Here is a 22,189-nt window from a genome sequence, read left to right as displayed (position 1 = left end):
AAACCCATTTTATTCATATTCAATTCTTAAATTTGTCCTATGAATTATTTGGAAGCTTTAAGCAGAAGATATTCTGTAAAAAAATTTAATCATCAAATCATTCCTCAAGAAACCCTTTTCAATATTCTTGAGTCAGGGAAACTGTCTGCAAGTTCATTGGGTCTTCAGCCCTATAAAATTGTAGTGGTTGAAAGTGAGGAGATGAAACAGAAATTAATTCCGGCTTTTTATAATCCATCACAAATCTCCACCTGTTCTCACCTTGTTGTTATTATTTCAAAAAAAATAATTGAAGAGAGCTATGTTCAAGGCTATTTTAATCATATTTCTGAAATACGTCAGACTTCGGTAGAAAAGCTTGAACCCTTCAGAAACAGCATTAATCAACATATTGTACAGAAAACACAGGATGAAATTTTCAACTGGGCAGAAAAGCAGTCTTATATTGTATTGGCGAATCTTATGTATGCCGCTGCTATTGAAAATATAGACACTTGCCCAATGGAAGGCTTCCGGCAGGATCTTATAGAAGAGATTCTGAATATAAATCCCGAAACAGAAAAAGTAACCGTTACCCTCGCTTTAGGCTACCGTTCTGAAGAAGATCATTTCCAGCACATGAAAAAAGTAAGAAAACCAAACGAAAAATTGTTTAAATTTATGTAATCTTTAAACGATTGTACCTAAAGCAAGCCTATGATAAAAGCGGATGTATTAGTAATTGGTTCCGGCATTTCCGGACTTTCCTATGCCATTAAAGTTTCCGAACAACTCCCTGATGCCAAAATCATTATCGTAACAAAATCTGACGAAGACGAAAGCAATACGAAATATGCCCAAGGCGGGCTGGCCGTAGTTACAGATTTCAAAAAAGATAATTTTGAAAAGCATATCGAAGATACCATGAGGGCCGGAGACGGTGAAAACAAACGCGATGTGGTAGAAATGGTAGTGAAAGAAGCTCCGGCAAGATTTAATGAAATTGTCGAGTGGGGCGCCCAGTTTGATATGAAAAACGGCGAATTTGCTTTAGGGAGAGAGGGAGGCCATACCGAAAACAGGATTGTTCATCACAAAGATATCACCGGATTTGAAATTGAAAGAGCCTTATTGGAAACAGCCAATAACAGCCCAAACATTGAAATTTTAGACCATCATTATGTGATCGATATCATTACCCAGCACCATGTTCCGGGTAAAGAACTGAACGAGGGAGACATTCATTGCTATGGAGCTTATATTCTGGATGAAAAGTCCAAAACAATCAAGAAAATCACTTCTAAGATTACACTGGCAGCTACCGGAGGAGCCGGACACGTTTACAAAAATACCACCAATCCTAAGATCGCAACCGGAGACGGAATAGCTTTCGTAGCACGGGCGAAGGGAAAGGTGTCCAATATGCAGTACTATCAGTTTCATCCTACAGCCTTATATAGTAAAATTGATGGAATGCTCTTCCTCATCTCTGAAGCGGTACGCGGTGATGGTGCGAAATTAAGAACCAAAAGAGGGGAAAAGTTCATGCACAAATATGATGAACGGGAAGAACTCGCTTCAAGAGACATCGTTGCCAGAGCAATTGACAACGAAATGAAAGTTTCAGGGGACGAGTATGTAGGTCTCGACTGCCGCGAAATGAATCATGAAAAGTTCCTGGAGCATTTCCCCAATATTTATAAAAAATGTAAAGACGAAGGGATCGATCCTTTCACGCAGTTAATTCCTGTTGTTCCTGCCTGCCATTACCTGATGGGAGGTATTGAGGTAGACAGAGACGGGCAGTCATCCATTAAAAACCTTTTTGCCGTTGGCGAATGTACCAATTCAGGATTGCATGGAGCCAACAGGCTGGCCTCCAACTCCCTGCTCGAAGGTTTAGTGTTTGGCCATAATGCTGCGATGAAAACAGCAGAACTGCTGAATGAGAACCATTTTAACTTCGATGATCTGAAAGCTGTTCCGGAATGGAATGAGGAAGGAATGAAAATCATGGATGAAATGGTCATTATCAGCTACCTTAGAAAACAGCTTCAGGAAATGATGAGCGACCTTGTGGGAATTGTGAGAAGCAACAGACGTTTGAATATGGCCTTGCAAAAGCATCAGGAAATTGCAGCAGCTGTAGATGAAATCTACCACTACTCTATACTTTCTCCACAACTCTCAGAATTAAGAAACCTAACAACCGTTGCACACCTTATCATTACCCAGTCTATGGAAATGAAAGAAAATAAGGGTGCATTTTACAATAAAGATTTAGCCTAAAAAGCATACCACATGAAAAGACCAAGCTACGTTACCGATAAAGCATTAAAAACATTTATTAACAATGCATTGGAAGAAGACATCCGGGATGGCGACCACTCTACTCTTTCAACCATTCCGAAAGAGCTGGAACAAAGCGCAAAACTTCTGGTAAAACAGGACTGCATTTTGGCTGGTGTAGAATTGGCTGAATTTATTTTCAAAACTTTTGACAAAAATTTAAAAGTTGAAATCTTTCTGAAAGACGGTGACTTAGCAAAAGCAGGGGATATTGCCCTTATAGTAACCGGAAGTGCAAGATCTATTCTTTCTACCGAAAGACTGATCCTCAACTGTATGCAAAGAATGAGTGGCATTGCAACACTGACTCATGAATGGGATTCAAGATTAGTAGGCACTAAAACCAAGCTGTTAGATACCAGAAAAACAACACCCAATTTCAGAATCTGCGAAAAATGGGCAGTTGCAATCGGCGGAGGAACCAATCATAGATATGGGCTTTATGATATGATCATGCTGAAAGACAATCATATTGATTATAACGGAAGCATTACCAACGCGGTAGCAATGGCTAAAGATTACATTAAGCAGAATAAGAAAAAATTAAAGATAGAGGTTGAAACCAGAAACCTTGAAGAAGTTCAGGAAGCGATCAATGCAAAGGTAGACAGAATCATGCTTGACAATATGGATGTCGAAACAATGAAACTGGCAGTCGACATGATCAATGGCTCATGCGAGTCTGAAGCTTCCGGTGGAATTACCCGCGATATGCTCAAAGAAATCGCTTCTACAGGGGTCACATTTATCTCTGCCGGAGCCCTTACCCACTCAGCTAAAAATATAGATTTGAGTCTCAAAGCCGTGAAATAGCGTTGTATTTTTAACAAAAACAATCCTATTTTGTTAAAAATACAATAACATGACTTTTTTCATACAAAATGTCAATTTTTATATACAAAACTGAAAATCAATTCCTTACTACTTATTAAGATTGATTAAAAATTAACATTTAGTTAATAATGGTTAAATTTTATTTTGCGAATTTTGCAGAAAATTAAATCTAATTATTACTAACGATTATGAAATTAATCAACAAATCGATACTAACTGCAGTTATCACATTATCTACAGCTAGTGTTTATTACGCTCAGCAGGTTCAGGACACAGTGAAGACTAAGTCTAAAGACATTGACGAGGTAATCCTAAGAGGTGTTACGGATATCGCTAAAGATAGAAAGACACCTGTTGCTGCATCTACTATTAAAGCAGCACAACTTGTAGAAAGATTAGGAAATCAGGAATTACCTGAGATTTTGAACACTACTCCATCTGTTTACGCTACAAAATCCGGAGGTGGTTTTGGTGATGGAGGTCTTACGATCAGAGGTTTCGAATCAAGAAACATCGCGGTTATGGTAAACGGTATGCCGGTAAATGATATGGAAGGTGGTACTGTTTATTTCTCAAACTGGACTGGATTATCTGATGTAACAAGTACGTTACAGGTTCAGAGAGGTCTTGGTTCTTCTAAGTTAGCGATTGCATCTGTAGGAGGTACAGTAAACTTCCTTACCCGTTCAGCTGACATGAAAAAAGGAGGAGCAATAAGATTAGGAGTTGGTAACAATGATTATTTAAAGACATCGTTTGCTTACAACACAGGAAAATCTGCAGATGGTGTTTCAGCATCATTCTTAATGAGCAGACAAGCCGGAGGTACTTATATTCAAAATACAGATTATGAATCTTATGCTTACTTCTTAGCATTAGGGTATGAAATAAACCCAAAACATAACTTACAGTTTACAATAACTTCTGCCCCTCAATGGCACGACCAAAGGACTTTTGCTCCTACGATTCAAAATTATATCAACTATAATCCTGAATATGACGGAAAGAGCCCTTACAGAAAATACAATTCTGACTTCGGATACTATACCGATGCAGCTGGTAACAGAGTAGCATTAGCTAACAGATCCAACTATTACTCTAAGCCGGTAATGATGTTAAACTGGGATTGGACAATGAATGAAAAGTCTAAGCTAAGTACAGTTTTATATATGTCAAACGGTAGAGGTGGTGGAACCGGTGATTTAGGTAGACTTGGAAGCAAATCCATCAACGACGCGAGCTTTACTGACAACTCAGGACACATTAACTATGACGCCCTTTTTGCAGCTAACGCAGCGGTTAACTTAAATACAGCAGGTGCAGGAAGTACTATCGTTCGTAGATCAAGTATCAACTCTCACAACTGGTATGGTATCTTAGCTAACTTCCAACATAAAATCAATGACAACTGGAACTTCTCAGTAGGTACAGATGACAGATATTACTACGGATACCACTATCAGGTTCTTACTGACCTGTACGGAGCGGCAGGATATAAGGATAATGCTAACAAAAACGTAGCACCAAGGATTGTAACTAATCTATACGACTACAAAAAACTTTCATGGAATCCTTTCGGTGGAAAATTAGCTCCGGCTGAAGACCAGGTAGGATACAGCAATGACGGAGAAGTTCTTTGGTATAGTGGATTTGCTCAGGTAGAATATACTAAGGATAAACTATCTGCATTCTTACAAGGTTCCGTTTCTAACCAGGCTTATCAGAGAATTGATAACTTCGTGGTAGACGGAAGTACATTAAAAGGACAAACAGTTAATACAAAAACAGGATTCAAAAACCTTTTTGGGTATAACATCAAAGGGGGTGCTAACTATAACATCAACGAACAACACAACGTTTTTGCCAACATAGGTTATTACAGCAAGCAGCCTTTCCTTAACACAGTGTATCCAAACAACCAACAGCTTATCAACTCAACGTTAACTAACGAGAAGATTGCTTCTGCAGAAATCGGTTATGGATTCAGATCTGCAAAATTCAGTGCTAATGTTAACCTATACAGAACGCAGTGGAAAGACAGATGGCTAAGAAAAACCAACCAAACGTTTACTTTACCTGACAACACAACCACTACAGGTTATGCAGAAATAAACGGTATCACTGAAATCCACCAGGGTGTTGAATTTGACGGAGTTTACAAACCAACTACATTCTTGGAATTCCAGGGGATGTTCTCATGGGGAGATTACTACTACAAAGGAAATGCTTCTGTAGCAGCATTTGACGACAACAACAACCCACTTACTTTAGCGGGTGCTTCAGGGAATACCTTATACCTTGACAAAGTAAAAGTAGGAGGAACAAGTAATAACAGTATTCCTCAGATGACCGCTTCATTAGGAGTGACGGTAAAACCGGTAAAAGACCTTAACATCTTCGGAACCTGGAGATATGTAGGAAAATTATATTCCACGGTAGATGCCGGAACATTTACCAATGTTTCTGCTCAGGAAAGAGGAGTATTACAATTACCTGATTTCAACCTGTTTGATGTAGGATTCTCTTACAAAATCAGATTAAAAGACCAGGCTCAGTATTTCACGATCGGAGCTAACGTTTATAACCTGTTCGACAAAGTTTATATCTCTGACTCTGCAACAAGTGTATTTGCAGATGACAAGCCAAGATATTTAGCTGATAACAAAACGCTTAACTCTAAAAATCAGACTTACGAGCAGTTAGGAATGATGTATAATGGTATTGCAACCGGTAACCGTGCTTACTTCGGTTTCGGAACTACTTGGGCTGCAACATTATCATTCAATTTCTAATAATATAACAACATTAGATTTTCTCAATATGAATCCCGGCTTTGAGCCGGGATTTTTGTTATCTTTGTCTACAAAAAAATAGGATTATGGATTTTTACAACATTTTACTTAATGCCCACAAAGGATTCGGGTACCTTGAAATTCTTTTGGTTACATTATTTATCATTGCACTTTTGGCTACGATGTTCGGATACAGCGGAAAAGTGAACAAATTTTTGAAGAAGACGACGCTCTTCACAATGATTTTCTTCCACGTTCAGTTTTTATTAGGGATCATTATGCTAATCACTACTTTTAGCAGAGGGTTAAACATGGGAGAAGTAATGAAAAATGCGGCTTTGAGATTCCAATATGTTGAACATCCATTCTCTATGCTTATTGCAGCTGTTTTGATGACCATCGTTAATAAAAAAGTAAAATCCAACGATACGATTTCTTTAGGAGTAGTAATCATGGGATTGATCGCAGTAGGTTTATTTGCATTTGCATTTCCATGGACAAAAGTCTTTGGAGCATAAAATAGAATTATAAAATGATACATAATGTATTATAATTTATAAATATTTTAATCTTTAAATTTTAATTAAATCAATGAAAGTAGCTGTAGTAGGTTCAACAGGAATGGTTGGACAAGTTATGCTTAAAGTTTTGGAAGAAAGGAACTTCCCTGTAACAGAATTAATTCCGGTAGCTTCCGAAAAATCTGTAGGTAAGAAGGTGAAGTATAAACAGAAGGAATTTACGATTGTAAGCATGAAGGACGCTATAGCTGCCAAACCGGATATTGCAATCTTTTCTGCAGGAGGTTCTACTTCTCTTGAATTTGCTCCGTTATTTGCAGAAGCAGGAACAACAGTAATCGACAATTCTTCAGCCTGGAGAATGGATCCTGATAAAAAACTGGTCGTTCCTGAAATCAATGCAGATGTTTTAACGAAAAAAGACAAAATTATTGCCAATCCGAATTGTTCTACCATTCAATTGGTAATGGTTCTTGGACCATTGAACAAGAAATATGATTTAAAGAGAGTCATTGTTTCTACTTACCAGTCTGTAACAGGAACAGGTAAGGCTGCTGTAGACCAGCTAAACGGTGAAATCAGCGGAGATGATTCTATTGCAAAAGTATATCCTTATCAGATCTTCAAAAATGCATTGCCGCACTGTGATGTATTCGCAGATGACGATTATACAAAAGAAGAAATCAAACTGATGAAAGAGCCTAAGAAAATTCTGGGTGACGATACTTTCAACCTAACAGCGACAGCGGTAAGGGTTCCTGTTCAGGGAGGCCACTCTGAAAGTGTAAACATCGAATTTGAAAACGAATTTGAATTGGACGAAGTAAGAAAGATCTTATCTGAAACTCCGGGAGTCATTGTCATGGATGATGTGAAGAACAACCATTACCCGATGCCGTTATACTCCGAAGGAAAAGACGAAGTTTTCGTCGGAAGGATAAGACGGGATCTGTCACAGCCCAAAACGCTTAACCTCTGGATTGTAGCAGATAATCTAAGGAAAGGAGCGGCAACAAATGCAGTACAGATCGCAGAATACCTTGTAGCAAACAACTTAGTATAAACTAACAAAATAAAAAAGAGTCTCAAATTGAGATTCTTTTTTTTATCAAACTTAATGAATACCCAGAAAAATACTCATAAGGAAAAAATAGGATTTCAAAAGATCATTGCCACGTTTGGAGTTATTCTCTTCGTAGGAAAGATCATTGCCTGGAAGCTTACCAATTCTGATGCGGTCTTTTCCGATGCTATGGAGAGTATCGTAAACGTCATCAGTGCATTTATGGGCCTCTACTCTCTTCACCTTGCGGCAAAACCTAAAGATGAGGACCACCCGTACGGACATGGAAAAGTAGAGTTTGTCACTTCCGGAATTGAAGGGGCACTGATTGCAATTGCAGGGATAATGATCATTTATGAAGGAATTCACAGCCTTATCATAGGTAAAACGCTCAGCAAGATCGATTTGGGTATATGGATCATCGCAGCTACAGCGGTAATCAATTACCTGCTGGGATATATTTCAATCAAAAAAGGAGAAAGAGAAAATTCTCTCGTATTAATTTCTTCCGGAAAACACCTGCAGTCCGATACCATTACCACGCTTGGAGTGGTTGGAAGTTTAGTGGTTGTTTACTTTACAAAAATCTACTGGCTGGATTCTGTGGTAGCCTTAATTTTTGGACTTTATATTATTGTAGTAGGGTATAAAATCGTTCGTAAGTCTTTAAGTGGCATTATGGACGAACAGGATCCCGAACTACTGAATCAAATCATTACCATTCTTGAAGAAAACAGAAGAACAGAATGGATTGACGTACACAATATGAAAATCCAGCAGTTCGGATCCTCCCTTCATATTGATGCGCATATTACTCTCCCCTGGTATTACAGCCTTCGTGAGGCTCATAACGAAATGGAAAAAGTAATCCTCCTTTTGGCCAAAAACATTAAAAGAAGTATTGAATTTAATTTTCATATGGACGATTGCAAACCGGTTTCATGTCCGGTCTGCCAAATCAAAGACTGCCCTGTCCGTGAAAGAGACTTTGTCAAACGGGTGGAATGGACACCGGAAAACATAACCAGCGCGGATAAACATACTGCAGAATAAATAAGGTGGAGACAGCAGGGAAAGCGGAAAGGCTAATTGGCTTTCTCAGCTTCTTTACCCATCATCTGCTTTCTGTAATAAAACATGGGCACCACCAACAAGATAATCAAAGGCTGAATCACAAATCTTCTCATATAAAAAGAAAAAAGATATCCGATTTCAAACCTGTCATGGATACAGTATAAATAGACAGGAAAAGTGATTGCAAAAACGATTGTAATTAAAACAGCTCCCTGTAAAGTCCATTGCCTGTTTTTAAATAATCCCTGAATGATAAGACAGGAAAATATGAGGTTTAAAATAAATCTAAACAGATGTCCTGCCACCAGTCTTCCCCAGTCAAATTCAGGGAATTCAATATTTTTAATGGCTTCGTGAAAATAACCAAGAAAAGGGTCGTAGAAAATCTGATCCTCCAATACCCTTACTCCTATAAGGCCGCAAATGCCTGTCAGAACCAGAAACCAATTAAACATTTTCATTTTGTAAAGCAAAGAATTTAATCCACACCAGCCAAAGAAAAACTACACTTCCATAGATAATCGCCGGAAAGATAAAGTCGTGAAACATTTTACCATATTCCTGGTGATCTGACATCACAATATTCAGTCCAGCAATTCTCAGCAGATTCATAATATAAAGTAAAACAAGCCCCGCCCCGGCAAAAAGGAAAGTTTTTGCCCCCTTGTAAAAGGCAAGAACAAAGGAGACAAATAAAATCATCACTGAAATAGCATTGCAGCCCTCCACCATTCTCGTTACATACTTCTCCTTTACATAGAACCAAACCTGCTCGTTCTTTACATCATCATAAAGCGCGGTCTTATAACCTACAGCATTTTGCAGATCACTCACCTGCCCTGCTATTATTCTGGAAAAAGAATCCAACCCTGAATCTTTACTGCTGTTCAGATAAAACTGGTATGCAAACAGCAACACCACATAAACAATGATGAATCGCAGCAAAATAATTAAAACCGGCTTAAAGTCTTTTAGCATAATACTACAAAGATAAAAATTAGCCTGTAATAACCTGAATTCGCGGTAAAAAAATTAAATTTCGGCTCGTACAACAGATTTTGCACGATTGATTCTGAGAAAAATTACTTTTCCTGCTTTCAGGTTTGTAAAAAAAGGCATTCTCCGTTATCCTATTTCCAACTCATGTTAAATTAGTATATTTGTTTCCATATTATGACTTCTGAAAACGCAAAACGATTTTTTGAAAACCATTGTGGTAAAAAATCTACTGAATTCGTCACATTAGCTCAAAGCGGCTCAGCGAGGGTCAATTTTCTGGCAACAGCCGGCAGTGAAAAATACATTATCACTTACAATGAAAATGTTCAGGAGAATGATAGTTTTCTGTATTACTCAACTATTTTCTCTGATTTAAATCTTAATACGCCTCACATTTTGGCTGTTTCAGAAGACAGGAAAATGTATGTACAGGAGTTTTTAGGAGAACATACTCTTTCTGAAGTGATTTCCAAAGAACAGTTGTCTTCCCAGGTAAGACAGCTGTTAAAAAAGACATTGGAAAAGCTGTTCCGGTTACAAATTCAGACCCAGGGGAAAATTGATTTTACAAAAACTTTTGAATATGAAAGTTATGATGAGCTTCCTGTTACCCATGACCTGTATTATTTTAAAAACTTTGTGGCAGATGTCCTGGAGCTCAAATACAATAAGTCTACCCTTCTTAAGGAATTTAAACGGATATCAGCGCTGGTCGAAAGTCTGGAACCTAAGGGAATCATGATCCGTGATTTCCAGGCCAGAAATATTATGGTCAGTGAAAATGACGAAGTTTCATTTATTGACTATCAGTCGGCGATGAAAGGCCCTTTTATGTATGATGTCATCTCTTTTCTTTTCCAGGCTAAAGCTGATTTCCCGGAAGATTTCAAAAATGAAATGTTAGAATTTTATATCCAGCAGTTTGAAGATCCGGAAATAAGGAGGCAACTACAAAACTCGGTAAAACCCCTTCAGATGATGAGATTTTTACAGGTTTTGGGAGCTTATGGATTCAGAGGACTGATCCAGAGGAAACAACATTTTATCACAAGCCTGGAAAAAGGAATCCGGAATATCTCACAGCTGGCGGATACCTGGGCACGCATGGAAGATTATCCTGAGCTCAAAAAGGTAATCAAACAATTATCTTCAGAAGAATCGAAGTTAAAAATTGAAGAAATAGTAAATTTGGACCATTAAGGCACTTTTTAAGTCCTTAAGAATAGTAAGATGATGACCAGGAAAGAGGAACACAACTATCACAGGAGATTGCAGGCTTTGTAAACTAAATAACCCTGAGAGGTTTAATAAATAAAAAAGACATAACAAAAACACATGCTACACATCGACATACACAGTTTTTCATATAAGAAAGGAGGAATTCCAAAAGACCACTCCGGAAACGGAGGAGGTTTTGCTTTTGACTGCAGAGGAATTTTAAATCCCGGAAGAATTGCAGAATATAAAGCACAGACCGGAAATGATATCGGAGTCCGGGAATATCTTGAGACTCAAACTGAGATGCCTAAATTTCTGGAGCTGGTAAAATCTATTATTTCAATCAATATCGACAACTACCTTGCAAGGGGATTTGAGAACCTTCAAATCAATTTCGGATGTACAGGCGGGCAGCACAGATCTGTCTATTCCGCGATAAAAATTGCAGAATTCATCAAAGAAAAATATCCGGAAGGTACTGAAATCAGCATTCACCATGATGAACAGCCCCAACTGAACCGTGATGAGCAATAGGTAATTCTACCTCTGTTACTCCATTTTACTATTAATCCGCATTACCTACCATATTATGAAGGCTCTTATTTTCGCTGCAGGGAAAGGCACAAGGCTTAAACCTTTTACAGACCATCATCCAAAGGCTTTGGCCAAAGTAAATGATGTTCCGCTTTTGGAAAGAAATATCAATTATCTGAAAAGTTTTGGTATAAAAGATTTTGTGATCAATGTCCATCATTTTGCAGATCAGATTGTTAGTTTTTTAAATAAAAATAATAACTTCGGCTGTAATATTGAGATTTCTGATGAAACCAATGAGCTGCTGGAAACCGGAGGCGGCCTGATTTTTGCCAGAAAGTTCCTTGATCACGGAGAAGATTTTTTAATCATGAATGCTGATATTTTAACTGACATCAATATCAATGCTTTGGTAGAATATCATAAAAAGATAAAAGATTTTGCTACTTTAGCGGTTTCGGACCGTGAAAGTTCGAGAAAACTTCTTTTCAATGATGAAATGGTTTTAAGAGGCTGGCTGAATGTCCAGACGGGAGAGCAAAGACTTGCCGAATTCAATAAAGGATTTAAAGCTCTTGCTTTCAGCGGCATTCACTGCATCAATCCTCTCATCTTTGAAAAAATAAAAAGAACAGGCAAATTTTCTGTTATGGAAGAATATCTGGACCTGATGCAGACCGAACATATCCACGGCTTTGTACATGACAGTATTCTTATCGATGTGGGAAGACCAGAATCTGTAATAGAAGCCGAAAAACATTTTAAATAATTTTTTGCAAATGGAAATGGATGGAACCAGAGATGAAAGTTTAGTAAATCCAGCGCTTGACATTAACGAAACAAAATTACATAACAGTTTCAGACAGAAAACATGGGATGAAACAATTACCAAAGACAGCTGGATGGTATTTAAAGTCATGGCTGAATTTGTGGACGGTTACGAAAAACTGGCTAAAATTGGTCCGTGCGTATCCATATTCGGTTCTGCAAGACTGAAACCGGAAAGCCACTACTATGCAATGGCCGTTGAAATTGCTGAAAAGATCACCAAATTAGGCTTTGGAATTATTACCGGAGGCGGCCCGGGAATCATGGAAGCAGGAAATAAAGGAGCTTTCAATGCAGAAGGGAAATCTATCGGACTTAATATTGACCTTCCGTTTGAACAGCACTTCAATCCCTATATCAATAAGTCCTATTCTATGAATTTTGATTACTTTTTTGTGAGAAAAGTAATGTTTGTAAAATATTCTCAAGGTTTCGTGGTAATGCCAGGCGGCTTTGGGACCCTGGATGAGCTTACAGAAGCGGTAACCCTGATTCAGACTAATAAAATTGGGAAGTTTCCGATTGTTTTGGTAGGAAGTGAATTCTGGGGAGGCTTGCTGGATTGGTTTAAGAGCACTTTACTAAAAGAGGGTATGATTGCCGAAGATGATCTTGATCTTTACAGAGTGGTAGACAGTGCAGATGAAGCCGTAGCACATATTAAAGCATTTTATGATAAGTATTCCGTGAATGTGAATTTTTAATTGGCATATTATTTGTCACTTATAACTAGCAAGTATGATTGTAAATCTATTAATTAAGATGAAAAAAATTTTATATATATCAGGAATTTTAACATATTTTGTGTTAATGAGTTTTATGTATGTAGACTTTTTCTCTTCAATGACCAAAGTGGATTATATTGATGGAAGCAAAACATTGAAGTTTACCACAAAAATGAATACAAGCCATATCTCTGATGCTATTAAAATAAATCCCAATACTGCAGGATTTGAAGCAGAAGTAAAAAAATATGTGAATAATAATTTTGATGTATTTGTGAATGGTGCTCCTAAAACAATTACTTTCACCGGAAGCCAGGTAAGTGGAGAAACTGTATGGGTGTATTTTGAAACCGGAGGCGTTTCAGATATCAACACCTTAAAGATTAAAAACACGATCCTTTTAAGCACTTTTCCTAAGCAGATCAATCTGGTCAACATTGCCTACAAAGGCAGCCAGAAAACAATGAATTTCCAGAGAGGAAAAGAAGTGAATGAGGTTTCGTTTTAAACAGAATTAGATTTAACCATTATAAAATGGGTACCCTGGAAGTTAGCTTTCAGGGTATTTTTTATGCTAAAAATATAATAAAATCACCAATATGGGATTAATACGTAAAAACACGGAGCATAAAATCCGCACTTATACGCTAACGTACGCCCTTTTAATGTTCTAAATTTGCCATGTAATTACAAAGCTGAAGCCGAAATCAGATAAAAACGGGGCGTCATCTGAAAAGCCAAATGAGTAAGAAAAATAACCATTAAAAAACAAATCACATGGACAGCAACACACAATTCAATGTATCAAATCAGGATATCGATGTTATGGTAGTCATTGACACAGATTATGTAATAAATTATATGGCTAATACGCCTAATAAAAAACCAAGTACGGATATGACTAAGCCTGTAGGTATTGACCATAACAGCCAGTACATGATCGTTTCAAGTACAAATGTGGTGACCGGTCAGGCATCGGCAGATTTAAATTTCAAAGCCAAAAATGGGGATACCGTACGCTTCAGAGGGACTTCAATTTATCAGAATTCAGATGATGCCATTATCATCTACGGTGTTAAAAATTACTCCGGAACTGATGTATTCCATGACAATCCTATTGATTACGTGTCTGTAGAAAGAAAGCAGGCAGCAGTACCTGATCATAAACAGCCGAATGGACTCCCGGCTCTGGCAGCAGACCTTACTTTTTCAAGTCTGGACGCAACGGTAGGGGTTACCGGAACAGGCAGCTATTATATTTACTTTGCCTTATATACCTTAGATACAGGTAACAAACAAACCCTTTACAGTTACTGTTATTGGGATCCGACGATTACGGTTCACTAAATGAAAAATTTAATCAATATCATGATCAATAAAAAAGCCGGCTCTTGCGAGCCGGCTTTACGTATGATAAGCAATTATTATTGTGCTTTAATTTTGAAATCATCTACTTCCCATGTTGCCGCTGCAGCTGTCGTAGACGTATATTTAAATGCGATTCTTACGTTTTTACCCAAAAAAGCGCTTAAGTTTATATTTCCTGAACCTACCCAGTCTCCAAATGCATTAGAATTGGTATCTAAAGTAGCCGGCAATAATGTCCACGTTGTAGTTGCAGGATCCCCGGTATAGTTATCCGTAGCATATACCTGTAATGCATTTCCTGAATACCTTACATCTGTGGTGAAGCTTACTGCTGCCTTAGCTTTTCCAACCAGGCTTACTGCTTTAGAGATCAGCCAGTCTTCATTCACAATATTATTTCCTGCCCCTCCTGCATTACCATTCATCATCGCATAATAATTCGTTCCGTTACCTTGGTTGGACGTCTGCCAAACCTGCGGACCTGCCACATTCTTTACAGTCCAGTCTGCGCTAAATCCTCCTGCTGCAAAATCATCGCTGTAAACCACCGGAATAGGGGTATAAACACTTCCGTCACATCTTGGTGCATCAAAGTCAATGTTGGCCAGTTTAGTGATCCACAACTGGTAAGTACCGTTGAAAACACTTAAAATAGCATATACATCTCCTTTCCCTCCTTTTACTTCGTAAGCTCCCGGTTTGACCGTACCAAAGCTAGCCTGCCCACTTGTTCTCAGGACTACGGTGTTTCCCGTACAATCCTGAAGTGTTCTGCTTGTCACAGCATTGCCATCTGTTAATGTTCTTCCCAGATCTCCGTCAACAAACTGAACGTCTTTGATCTTGATCCATCTTCCAACATCAGCAGCGGTTAATTGAGAAATTGTTTTTTCTGTAGGCACTACTGGTCTCGAAGCCGTATTGGTATCAAAGAAATATTTGTACATCTCTACTTCTTCTATCTGTCCGAATTGCGTATTATTATTGAATAAAGCACCTATCTGAACCTCTCCGTTAACGTTTCTTACATACACATTTTTAAGCTTGATATTAACATCTTTCCCTAGTCTGAAACGGCTGTCAAGATACAGGTTTGTTTTGTTCATATTGACTCTGATCCCACCTGTAGCATCTTCTACATATACATATTTGTAAAGGTTTCCGGTCTCATCATTGGCTACCACCTGAGCTTTAAGGTAATAGTCACCTGTAATCTGTACCCAGTTTGTGGTTCCTGCTGCCAATTGTTTAATATCAGCAACTGTTTTAGCGGTTAGTGAGCTTGGATTGAAATCACAAGGTCCTTCTGTAAGCCCGTCCAAACGAGGGAATTTTTTCATATCAAGGTCCTCAGCCTTGTTTACGTATAGCTGATAAGTTGTTGTATTTCCCGACTGGAATTTACTGTAAATCCCTACGAATTTACCATTCCCTGAAGGAAGAAGCTGGTTGGCAAATGAAGCAAATCCGCTGTTTCTTACCACTGCAGTTTTCGCATATTTTGTACCTGTCCATCCTTCTCCAATAGTTTTATCTACTGTTACTCCATTCGGTGCATAAGTAGTACATAAAGCCCGGGCATCAAATTCCACATCATCAACCTGGATCAGACATCCGAAATACTGATCATTAGCAGGAACCATGTCTGCCAGTTTCATGATCTTAGGAACAATATTTCCTCTTGTCGTACAAGATCTGAAGATATGCTGTGCTACCATTTTTTCAGGGATTCTTGATACTGCCGTTGCAGAAGTTTCCGCTCCGGTTTTCATTCCCAGCTGTACAAGACTTCCATAGGCCCCTACAGCAAGACCGTTAAGTTTAATATATACTTTTGATCCCTGAGGATATCTAGTATAGGTACTTACCGCATCTACACTCACCGTAAATCCGTGGGTAGGATTTTGAAGGGCATCCTGAATGTAGATTGTTTTATAAATATTTCCGGTTTCATCTGTAGAAGAAACATATCCTACCATATACAGGTCATCAGACTCATCGTTAGGCGTTTTATCTTCAGGAAAAACATAGGTTGCATTTTGAAATTTTGCTTTTACATCAGCAAACGGCATTACAATTCCGTTTTTATCGGCACAGTCATACCCGTCAAGGTTAGGCTGATCGTATTTATCGTCATGCACACATCCTGTCGTTACAAACAGAGAAGCGGCTGCGACAAACATATATTTTAAAATTGAATTATATTTTTTCATAGTCGTTGTTTTAGAATCTTAAATAAACGTTAGTAAAGAAAGTAATTCCTCTGTCATACCAAAGTTTTGGTCCGAAATAAGGAGTTTCTCTCTGAGCATCCGCAAGAGCATCACTAAAGTTTACGTTACGTCCTTGTTCAAATCCTCCGGTTACATAATTTCTGTTATTCAGGATGTTGTTTACAGAAACACTTACCCCCATTCTGTATTTTCCAAACTGGAAAGACTTACCTGCATTGGCATTCAACATAAATTGGTTGTCAAATTTCTTCTGCTTTGTAATAAGTTCTATTAATTCCGGGGTTGCTCCAGGGAAAGGATCATTGGTTTGAGGATCTGTATACATATAAGGCGTCTTGTTCAATGCTGAAAAATCAAGGTACTGATCCATTAAATAGTTAGCAGATGCTCCCACCCACCAATATTTTGGAGAGTTATATTTCAGTCCGAAAGAGAACGCCTTCTGAGGGGTTCCGGCTACTTTATAATCTTTAATATTTGCTTTACCCCAAACATCAGTTCCTCTGAACCCGTTAAGGTCATCAAAAGTAGAAACTTCAGGGTTGTTGGTATACTTATATTCTCCGACACTCGCTACTCCTACTGCACTTAGCGTAGGCGTTACTTTAATATCAAAGCCTAATTCAAGTCCCATATATCTTTTATTCACCCCGCTCATCGCTTCATTCACCAGCGTACTGAAAGAGTTCCCTAATGTACCGTCATTAACATCAGCATAGTATCTTGAAATTTCAGTAGCATTATGAATGGTAGTATAATATGCGGACAATCTTAATTTTAAGATCTGCCCTCTTAAGACATAACTTAAATCATTAGAGTTGATCATCTGGTTAGTAACTCCCGGCGTTACATAATCCACCATTCTTGGGTTGATATAGATTTCGTTCAATGTAGGAGCCAAGCTGAAGAAGGCACCGTTATACACGATAAAGTTCTTTCCGTTGATCTTGTAGGTAATTTTACCTTTAATTCCTGCATCTAACGCGTCATATACGGCACTTTTTCCTTTTGAGTTATCTCTGAATCTGGCAAGACCGCTTCTGAATTTTCCTTCTCTGTACGCCTCAGAATAAGAAGAGAAGATAGAAGCCACTACATTCCACTTATTAAAGTCAATTTCTGATGAAATATTCAACGCATAATGATTTCTGGTCAATTCGTAAGAATATTGGGTTCTGTCTCCTTCTCTTACCGTTATATCGGCGTTATCAGCGTCATATTTTGCATCACCGTTAAAAGCATTAAGGTTTTTTGCAAAGTTAGCCCCTAATAAATCTTTAATTCTTCTGAAGTTATCAGATTTTAAGTTCTGATAGTTAAAGTTGATATTTAACTTCCAGTTGTCTTTCAGTCTTGTATCAAAGTGGGAGGAGAAATTGAAAGTTTTATCTTTATTAACGTCTTCTACAATTGTGTAAACCGCTTCTCTTAATGTTTTACCATCCATCTGGGTAAGATTAAGGCGGTTGGAATTGTACAGGTAGTTCCAATCGATTTGTGACTGCTGTCTGAATTCATCTGCTGTAAGAAGTCCGTAGCTTGGTAATTTTCTGTAATATGTAGGGTTGGGATCTGAAGCATGGAACCAGTCTAATCTGCTTCTTGCATCGCTACCAAACTGATAAGAAACAGTATTCGTCCAGTTGGAATTTTTACCGATTTTTAAATAATCCGTAAGGATGAACATCGGCTCAAAAACATTCCTGATCCTGGAGTTTCTCTTCTCTCCATCCTGCCATCCCCAGTATGAGTTATAATTTTTACCCATCAGGTCATACACCTCCTGAGTATTTGGCGCATTGGAAGCTCTGTAAGTAGGAGATCCAAAAGCTGTTAAGTTGATAGAGTGCCTGTCACTGAATTTCTTTTCAATAGAGGCAAAATATGCATAAGCATCCTGATAAACCCCATCGATGATGGCTCTGTCTCCCCATCTTCTGCTTCCCGAGAAAGTGAAAGCCCATCCTTTTTTGGAAAGGCCTGAAGAATAAGTGGCCATTGCCCTGTGCAAATAACTTCTGTTGGTAAATGAATAAGCCAATGAAGTCTGCTTTCTATAGCTGGAAGCTCTCGTATTATAATACACTACCCCACCCAAATTACCAAAAGTATATTCTGAAGGCGTAATATTGTCTACATTCTCATAAGGATATCTTGTCACATCATTTAAACCGCCCCAGTTGTTGAAGTCTATTCTTCCGTCATCATTTTTAGACATTGACACCCCGTTAAAAAGGACATCCTCAAATCTGTTGTCTACCCCTCTTGGTCTGAACCAATAGGCCCCTAATTCAAATGCAGAAACATTCTGGAAAGCATCTCTTCCTGAGCTTAAAAGTCCTACAGTAGGCTGCATAGAGGAGCCCCCGTCTTCAGTGTCACTGGCAGAGTCATCTACAACGATTACTCCTGCATCTGACCCCAAAGTGTAATTAAGTGTAACAACACCCAAGTCTTTTCTCTTCTCACCTTCAGTCACATCAAACTCTAAGATCTTAGACTCAAAGTTTGGTTTCGCCACTGTAATAAGATAGTGTCCAGGTTTTAAATCCACAAACTGGAAGTACCCAATTTTATCCGCGGTAACATCATCGCTGGATTGTGCTAGATCTACTTCTGCTTTCTCTAGAGGCTTACCTTCCTGATCTTTAACGTACGCATACACAGTCGTTTGCGCAAAGTAAAATGATGCAGGCATTAACGTAAACAAAGAGATTAGGGATAGTTTTTTAATCATAATAAACTTATTTTTAACTCCTTCTTTATTTAAGGGGCCACAAATTTAGAACTATTTTCATTAACTCAAACATTTTTAGTTATTTATTCTATTAATTTTTCTTAACCTGCCCCTATTATCCTAAAAATATACGACAATTATCATCAATTGCAAAAAAACAATTGTATCATTTTTTAAACACTCCGTTTACAATATAAATGATGATGACTACACTACGATTAAGAAAAAGAAACCGGATTATAGAAGAAAGAAAGAATCATCATAAAAAGCAACATTATATCCACTCTGTTCCTTAGCGAATAAGACTTAAATGAGTATAAAAACACTAGGATTCTGAATGATTATGGTAAGTGGTCATCTCCTCCTTAACCTTTTCTTACACTAAACTCAAGTTATTTTACTCTTTATTCTTATATAAAATTAGTAATTTTACCTCCTCAATTTTTGAATATACTGAGAATATGAAAAAATATTTAATCATTGCCGCTCTATTTTGTTTTGGTTCTGCTTTCTCACAGCAGAGACAGGTAAAAAGAGCAGCTGTTGCCTTCCTAAACGTAGAGAACCTTTGGGATACCATTCCTTCCGCTGATTATATTGATGGAACATTACCCCTTTCTAATCCTAAATTCCACAGAAGTGTACCATTAGATTCTTTAAAGTATCTTGAAACCACTGAAGATTATAAAGGGGAATGGAGCGATGACCTGTTAATTGGAAAAAAGGTCATCAGAAAACAAATCTTAGCTGACGATTTCACTGCCAACAGCCCAAAAAGATGGGGCAGCAAATATTATAACCAAAAATTAGCCAATGAGGCCAAGGTTATTTCCGAACTCGGAAGACAATATACGAATGACAACCCTGCCATTTGCGGATTGATCGAGGTTGAAAACAGACAGGTGATTGAAGACCTTATCAAACAGCCGGCCTTGGCAAAAAGCAATTATGGAATTGTACATTTCAATTCTTATGATTCAAGAGGAATTGATGTAGCCATCATTTATCAAAAAGGAAGATTTTCTGTTTTAGATTCTTATAAAAAAGAGATCAAAATTTATGATGAAAACGGAAAAAGAGAATACACCAGGGATATTGTCATCGCAATAGGATTGCTGGATGGAGAAAAAGTGGGAATCTTTATGAACCACTGGCCATCCCGAAGAGGAGGAGAAGCGATTTCTCTTGCCAAAAGAAATACGGCTGCTACCGTACTGAAAAATGAAATGGATAAAGTAACCTCAGAAAACCCCGGTATCAAATTATTCTCAATGGGAGATTATAATGATGACCCGGTAAGTCCAAGCCTGAAAAAACACTTAGCAGCTGTAGGTGATCCGGGGGAGCTGTCAGAAAAGACTCCTTATTATAATCTAATGTATAAATTATATAAGGCAGGAGTAGCTTCTTTAGCTTACAGAGATGCTCCGAATTTATTTGATCAGATTATTGTTTCAAAAAACCTTTATTCTCCGGAAAAAATCACTCCTACTTATACCATCTATAAAGCGGAGATTTATGCTCCTGCTTATTTAGTCAACAAAGAAGGACAGTGGAAAGGATATCCATTACGCTCATGGGATGGAGACCGATTCACAGGTGGATATAGCGATCACTTCCCAGCAGTTTCTGTAGTTCAGAAAGAATATGTAAAAAAATAAATAGAAAGGCACTCTTATTGGAGTGCTTTTTTAATATAAATAGTAAATCATGAAAAATTTTGTTTTATTACTTCTCATCGCATTTATTCCCTACGGCTGTTATTCCCAGAACAGTCCTAAGAATAAAAAAGAACAGACCGAAATGAAGCCTTCTAAAAATGAAGATGGAGAATGGGATCTAACCGTAATTGACACTCAGTTCGATTACTTTTTGAATGCGGTTGCCAAGCCTATCAATCAGTATTCAGAATCTTACCTGAAGACAAAGAATACATTCCTGGTTAACGAATGGAACAGCTATTACAATTCAGGAAGATACAGGAATATTATAGAATCCGGAATAGACTATGATCCCCGGGAAAATTACGGGATAAAATTCGAATACAAGCTCTATCAGGTCTTTGCTTATGTACAATGGAAATACGGGCTGAAAATGAACGGATTATCCGGAATTGATGCCGTAAGATAACCTTATCCTGAAATCAATAAAAAAGGTTCAGAAATAGTTCTGAACCTTTTATTTTTATAATAGCTGAAAATTATTTGTTAAATAGCTCCTCCACTTTATCCCAGTTTACTACATCGAAGAATGCAGAAACATAATCAGGTCTTCTGTTTTGGTAATTTAAATAATAAGCATGCTCCCAAACATCCAATCCTAAAACAGGTGTTCCTTTAACGTCTGCAACAGGCATCAACGGGTTATCCTGATTCGGAGTAGAAGAAACCGATACAGAACCGTCAGCATTTTTAACCAACCAAGCCCATCCTGAACCGAATCTTGTTTTAGCCGCCTCAGAGAAATCAGTCTTGAATTTTTCTAAACCACCATAATTTTCGATAGCAGCTTTTACATTTCCTACCGGCTCTTTGCTTCCTCCGGGAGTTAAAATCACCCAGAACAGAGAGTGGTTGAAGTGACCTCCACCGTTATTTCTTACCGCTGGCTTATCTGTTCCTGTCTGGCAGATTTCTTCAATCGTTTTTCCTGCTAGCTCAGTTCCTTCAATAGCTTTATTTAAGTTGTCAATATATGCCTGGTGGTGTTTTGTATGGTGGATTTCCATAGTTCTTGCATCGATAGTAGGCTCCAATGCATCGTATGCATATCCTAATTTTGGTAATTCAAATGACATAATCTTTATTTTTAATGTTATAATCCAAAATTAGCCAATATTTAAGGTATTATCAAAGATTGGGGATTACTTTAATAAATCTTTAACATTGACACATTGATTTAGAATGAATTAAATTTTAAAATATTTTTTCGCAG

20 protein-coding genes are annotated in these 22,189 nt (G+C 37.8%); 15 read left to right on the top strand and 5 right to left on the bottom strand.

The annotated features are described in order from the left end of the window. Nucleotides 1-39 precede the first annotated feature (39 nt). The 7 genes from MUW56_RS11805 (at nt 40) to MUW56_RS11775 (ending at nt 8,591) form a co-directional block, all read left to right on the top strand. Nucleotides 40-666, top strand: a complete 627-nt coding sequence (locus MUW56_RS11805; protein ID WP_292013385.1) for an NAD(P)H-dependent oxidoreductase — start codon at nt 40-42, stop codon at nt 664-666. A 30-nt stretch (nt 667-696) separates the two neighbouring features. Next, on the top strand, nt 697-2,268 hold the full coding sequence (gene nadB / locus MUW56_RS11800; protein WP_292013384.1) for an L-aspartate oxidase: 1,572 nt from the start codon (nt 697-699) through the stop codon (nt 2,266-2,268). Nucleotides 2,269-2,280: 12 nt separating this feature from the next. Further along, nucleotides 2,281-3,141, top strand: a complete 861-nt coding sequence (gene nadC / locus MUW56_RS11795) for a carboxylating nicotinate-nucleotide diphosphorylase (RefSeq protein WP_292013383.1) — start codon at nt 2,281-2,283, stop codon at nt 3,139-3,141. A 209-nt stretch (nt 3,142-3,350) separates the two neighbouring features. After that, entirely contained in the window at nt 3,351-5,954 is a 2,604-nt protein-coding gene (locus MUW56_RS11790; RefSeq protein WP_292013382.1) for a TonB-dependent receptor, read from the top strand. 86 nt (nt 5,955-6,040) lie between these two features. After that, on the top strand, nt 6,041-6,472 hold the full coding sequence (locus tag MUW56_RS11785) for a hypothetical protein (RefSeq protein WP_292013381.1): 432 nt from the start codon (nt 6,041-6,043) through the stop codon (nt 6,470-6,472). Nucleotides 6,473-6,545: 73 nt separating this feature from the next. Beyond that, a complete protein-coding gene (locus MUW56_RS11780; protein WP_292013380.1) occupies nt 6,546-7,538 on the top strand; it encodes an aspartate-semialdehyde dehydrogenase in 993 nt (330 codons plus the stop codon). A gap of 54 nt (nt 7,539-7,592) precedes the next feature. Continuing rightward, nucleotides 7,593-8,591 carry a cation diffusion facilitator family transporter gene (locus MUW56_RS11775; protein ID WP_292013379.1) on the top strand — a complete coding sequence of 333 codons (999 nt, stop codon included), beginning with the start codon at nt 7,593-7,595 and terminating at the stop codon, nt 8,589-8,591. A 32-nt stretch (nt 8,592-8,623) separates the two neighbouring features. Here MUW56_RS11775 and MUW56_RS11770 read toward each other — a convergent pair whose 3' ends face one another. Continuing rightward, the gene (locus MUW56_RS11770; protein WP_292013378.1) at nt 8,624-9,073 is read right to left on the bottom strand and encodes an exosortase F system-associated protein; all 450 of its coding nucleotides are present in this window, start codon (nt 9,071-9,073) and stop codon (nt 8,624-8,626) included. Beyond that, nucleotides 9,060-9,590 (bottom strand): exosortase family protein XrtF, encoded by a 531-nt coding sequence (gene xrtF / locus MUW56_RS11765; protein WP_292013377.1) that lies wholly within the window; start codon nt 9,588-9,590, stop codon nt 9,060-9,062. Before xrtF ends, MUW56_RS11770 begins: the two co-directional genes overlap by 14 nt. A gap of 195 nt (nt 9,591-9,785) precedes the next feature. Between xrtF and MUW56_RS11760 the strand changes: the two genes are divergently transcribed. From MUW56_RS11760 to MUW56_RS11735, 6 genes are all read left to right on the top strand, one after another. Next, the gene (locus MUW56_RS11760; protein ID WP_292013376.1) at nt 9,786-10,811 is read left to right on the top strand and encodes an aminoglycoside phosphotransferase family protein; all 1,026 of its coding nucleotides are present in this window, start codon (nt 9,786-9,788) and stop codon (nt 10,809-10,811) included. Nucleotides 10,812-10,946: 135 nt separating this feature from the next. After that, complete coding sequence (locus MUW56_RS11755) at nt 10,947-11,363, top strand: RNase adapter RapZ (protein WP_292013375.1); 417 nt, start codon at nt 10,947-10,949, stop codon at nt 11,361-11,363. Nucleotides 11,364-11,418: 55 nt separating this feature from the next. Then, a complete protein-coding gene (locus MUW56_RS11750; protein ID WP_292013374.1) occupies nt 11,419-12,132 on the top strand; it encodes a nucleotidyltransferase family protein in 714 nt (237 codons plus the stop codon). 16 nt (nt 12,133-12,148) lie between these two features. Next, a complete protein-coding gene (locus MUW56_RS11745) occupies nt 12,149-12,895 on the top strand; it encodes a TIGR00730 family Rossman fold protein (RefSeq protein WP_292015408.1) in 747 nt (248 codons plus the stop codon). Between the two features lie 58 nt (nt 12,896-12,953). After that, complete coding sequence (locus MUW56_RS11740) at nt 12,954-13,424, top strand: DUF6702 family protein (RefSeq protein ID WP_292013373.1); 471 nt, start codon at nt 12,954-12,956, stop codon at nt 13,422-13,424. 269 nt (nt 13,425-13,693) lie between these two features. Then, entirely contained in the window at nt 13,694-14,263 is a 570-nt protein-coding gene (locus tag MUW56_RS11735; RefSeq protein WP_292013372.1) for an inclusion body family protein, read from the top strand. A gap of 77 nt (nt 14,264-14,340) precedes the next feature. Here the strand turns inward: MUW56_RS11735 and MUW56_RS11730 are convergent, their stop codons facing one another. Together MUW56_RS11730 and MUW56_RS11725 are read right to left on the bottom strand one after the other, a co-directional pair. Continuing rightward, a complete protein-coding gene (locus MUW56_RS11730) occupies nt 14,341-16,497 on the bottom strand; it encodes a DUF5689 domain-containing protein (RefSeq protein ID WP_292013371.1) in 2,157 nt (718 codons plus the stop codon). A gap of 10 nt (nt 16,498-16,507) precedes the next feature. Then, a complete protein-coding gene (locus MUW56_RS11725; protein WP_292013370.1) occupies nt 16,508-19,255 on the bottom strand; it encodes a TonB-dependent receptor in 2,748 nt (915 codons plus the stop codon). Nucleotides 19,256-19,716: 461 nt separating this feature from the next. Here MUW56_RS11725 and MUW56_RS11720 point away from each other — a divergent pair, with 461 nt between their 5' ends. Next, a complete protein-coding gene (locus MUW56_RS11720; protein WP_292013369.1) occupies nt 19,717-20,916 on the top strand; it encodes an endonuclease in 1,200 nt (399 codons plus the stop codon). Between the two features lie 49 nt (nt 20,917-20,965). Continuing rightward, nucleotides 20,966-21,385 (top strand): DUF6146 family protein, encoded by a 420-nt coding sequence (locus MUW56_RS11715; RefSeq protein ID WP_292013368.1) that lies wholly within the window; start codon nt 20,966-20,968, stop codon nt 21,383-21,385. Between the two features lie 70 nt (nt 21,386-21,455). On the opposite strand, the gene MUW56_RS11710 is transcribed toward MUW56_RS11715, so the two are convergent. Then, a complete protein-coding gene (locus MUW56_RS11710; protein WP_292013367.1) occupies nt 21,456-22,052 on the bottom strand; it encodes a superoxide dismutase in 597 nt (198 codons plus the stop codon). Nucleotides 22,053-22,189 lie beyond the last annotated feature (137 nt).

The organism is Chryseobacterium sp. (assembly GCF_022869225.1).
In the GTDB taxonomy this organism is placed as follows: Bacteria; Bacteroidota; Bacteroidia; order Flavobacteriales; family Weeksellaceae; genus Chryseobacterium.
This window is presented reverse-complemented; position numbering and strand designations above follow the sequence as displayed.

Coding starts and splice junctions, on each gene's coding strand:
- MUW56_RS11805 (WP_292013385.1), top strand. CDS start 40: ATGAATTATTTGGAAGCTTTAAGCAGAAGATATTCTGTAAAAAAATTT.
- nadB (WP_292013384.1), top strand. CDS start 697: ATGATAAAAGCGGATGTATTAGTAATTGGTTCCGGCATTTCCGGACTT.
- nadC (WP_292013383.1), top strand. CDS start 2,281: ATGAAAAGACCAAGCTACGTTACCGATAAAGCATTAAAAACATTTATT.
- MUW56_RS11790 (WP_292013382.1), top strand. CDS start 3,351: ATGAAATTAATCAACAAATCGATACTAACTGCAGTTATCACATTATCT.
- MUW56_RS11785 (WP_292013381.1), top strand. CDS start 6,041: ATGGATTTTTACAACATTTTACTTAATGCCCACAAAGGATTCGGGTAC.
- MUW56_RS11780 (WP_292013380.1), top strand. CDS start 6,546: ATGAAAGTAGCTGTAGTAGGTTCAACAGGAATGGTTGGACAAGTTATG.
- MUW56_RS11775 (WP_292013379.1), top strand. CDS start 7,593: ATGAATACCCAGAAAAATACTCATAAGGAAAAAATAGGATTTCAAAAG.
- MUW56_RS11770 (WP_292013378.1), bottom strand. CDS start 9,073: ATGAAAATGTTTAATTGGTTTCTGGTTCTGACAGGCATTTGCGGCCTT.
- xrtF (WP_292013377.1), bottom strand. CDS start 9,590: ATGCTAAAAGACTTTAAGCCGGTTTTAATTATTTTGCTGCGATTCATC.
- MUW56_RS11760 (WP_292013376.1), top strand. CDS start 9,786: ATGACTTCTGAAAACGCAAAACGATTTTTTGAAAACCATTGTGGTAAA.
- MUW56_RS11755 (WP_292013375.1), top strand. CDS start 10,947: ATGCTACACATCGACATACACAGTTTTTCATATAAGAAAGGAGGAATT.
- MUW56_RS11750 (WP_292013374.1), top strand. CDS start 11,419: ATGAAGGCTCTTATTTTCGCTGCAGGGAAAGGCACAAGGCTTAAACCT.
- MUW56_RS11745 (WP_292015408.1), top strand. CDS start 12,149: ATGGATGGAACCAGAGATGAAAGTTTAGTAAATCCAGCGCTTGACATT.
- MUW56_RS11740 (WP_292013373.1), top strand. CDS start 12,954: ATGAAAAAAATTTTATATATATCAGGAATTTTAACATATTTTGTGTTA.
- MUW56_RS11735 (WP_292013372.1), top strand. CDS start 13,694: ATGGACAGCAACACACAATTCAATGTATCAAATCAGGATATCGATGTT.
- MUW56_RS11730 (WP_292013371.1), bottom strand. CDS start 16,497: ATGAAAAAATATAATTCAATTTTAAAATATATGTTTGTCGCAGCCGCT.
- MUW56_RS11725 (WP_292013370.1), bottom strand. CDS start 19,255: ATGATTAAAAAACTATCCCTAATCTCTTTGTTTACGTTAATGCCTGCA.
- MUW56_RS11720 (WP_292013369.1), top strand. CDS start 19,717: ATGAAAAAATATTTAATCATTGCCGCTCTATTTTGTTTTGGTTCTGCT.
- MUW56_RS11715 (WP_292013368.1), top strand. CDS start 20,966: ATGAAAAATTTTGTTTTATTACTTCTCATCGCATTTATTCCCTACGGC.
- MUW56_RS11710 (WP_292013367.1), bottom strand. CDS start 22,052: ATGTCATTTGAATTACCAAAATTAGGATATGCATACGATGCATTGGAG.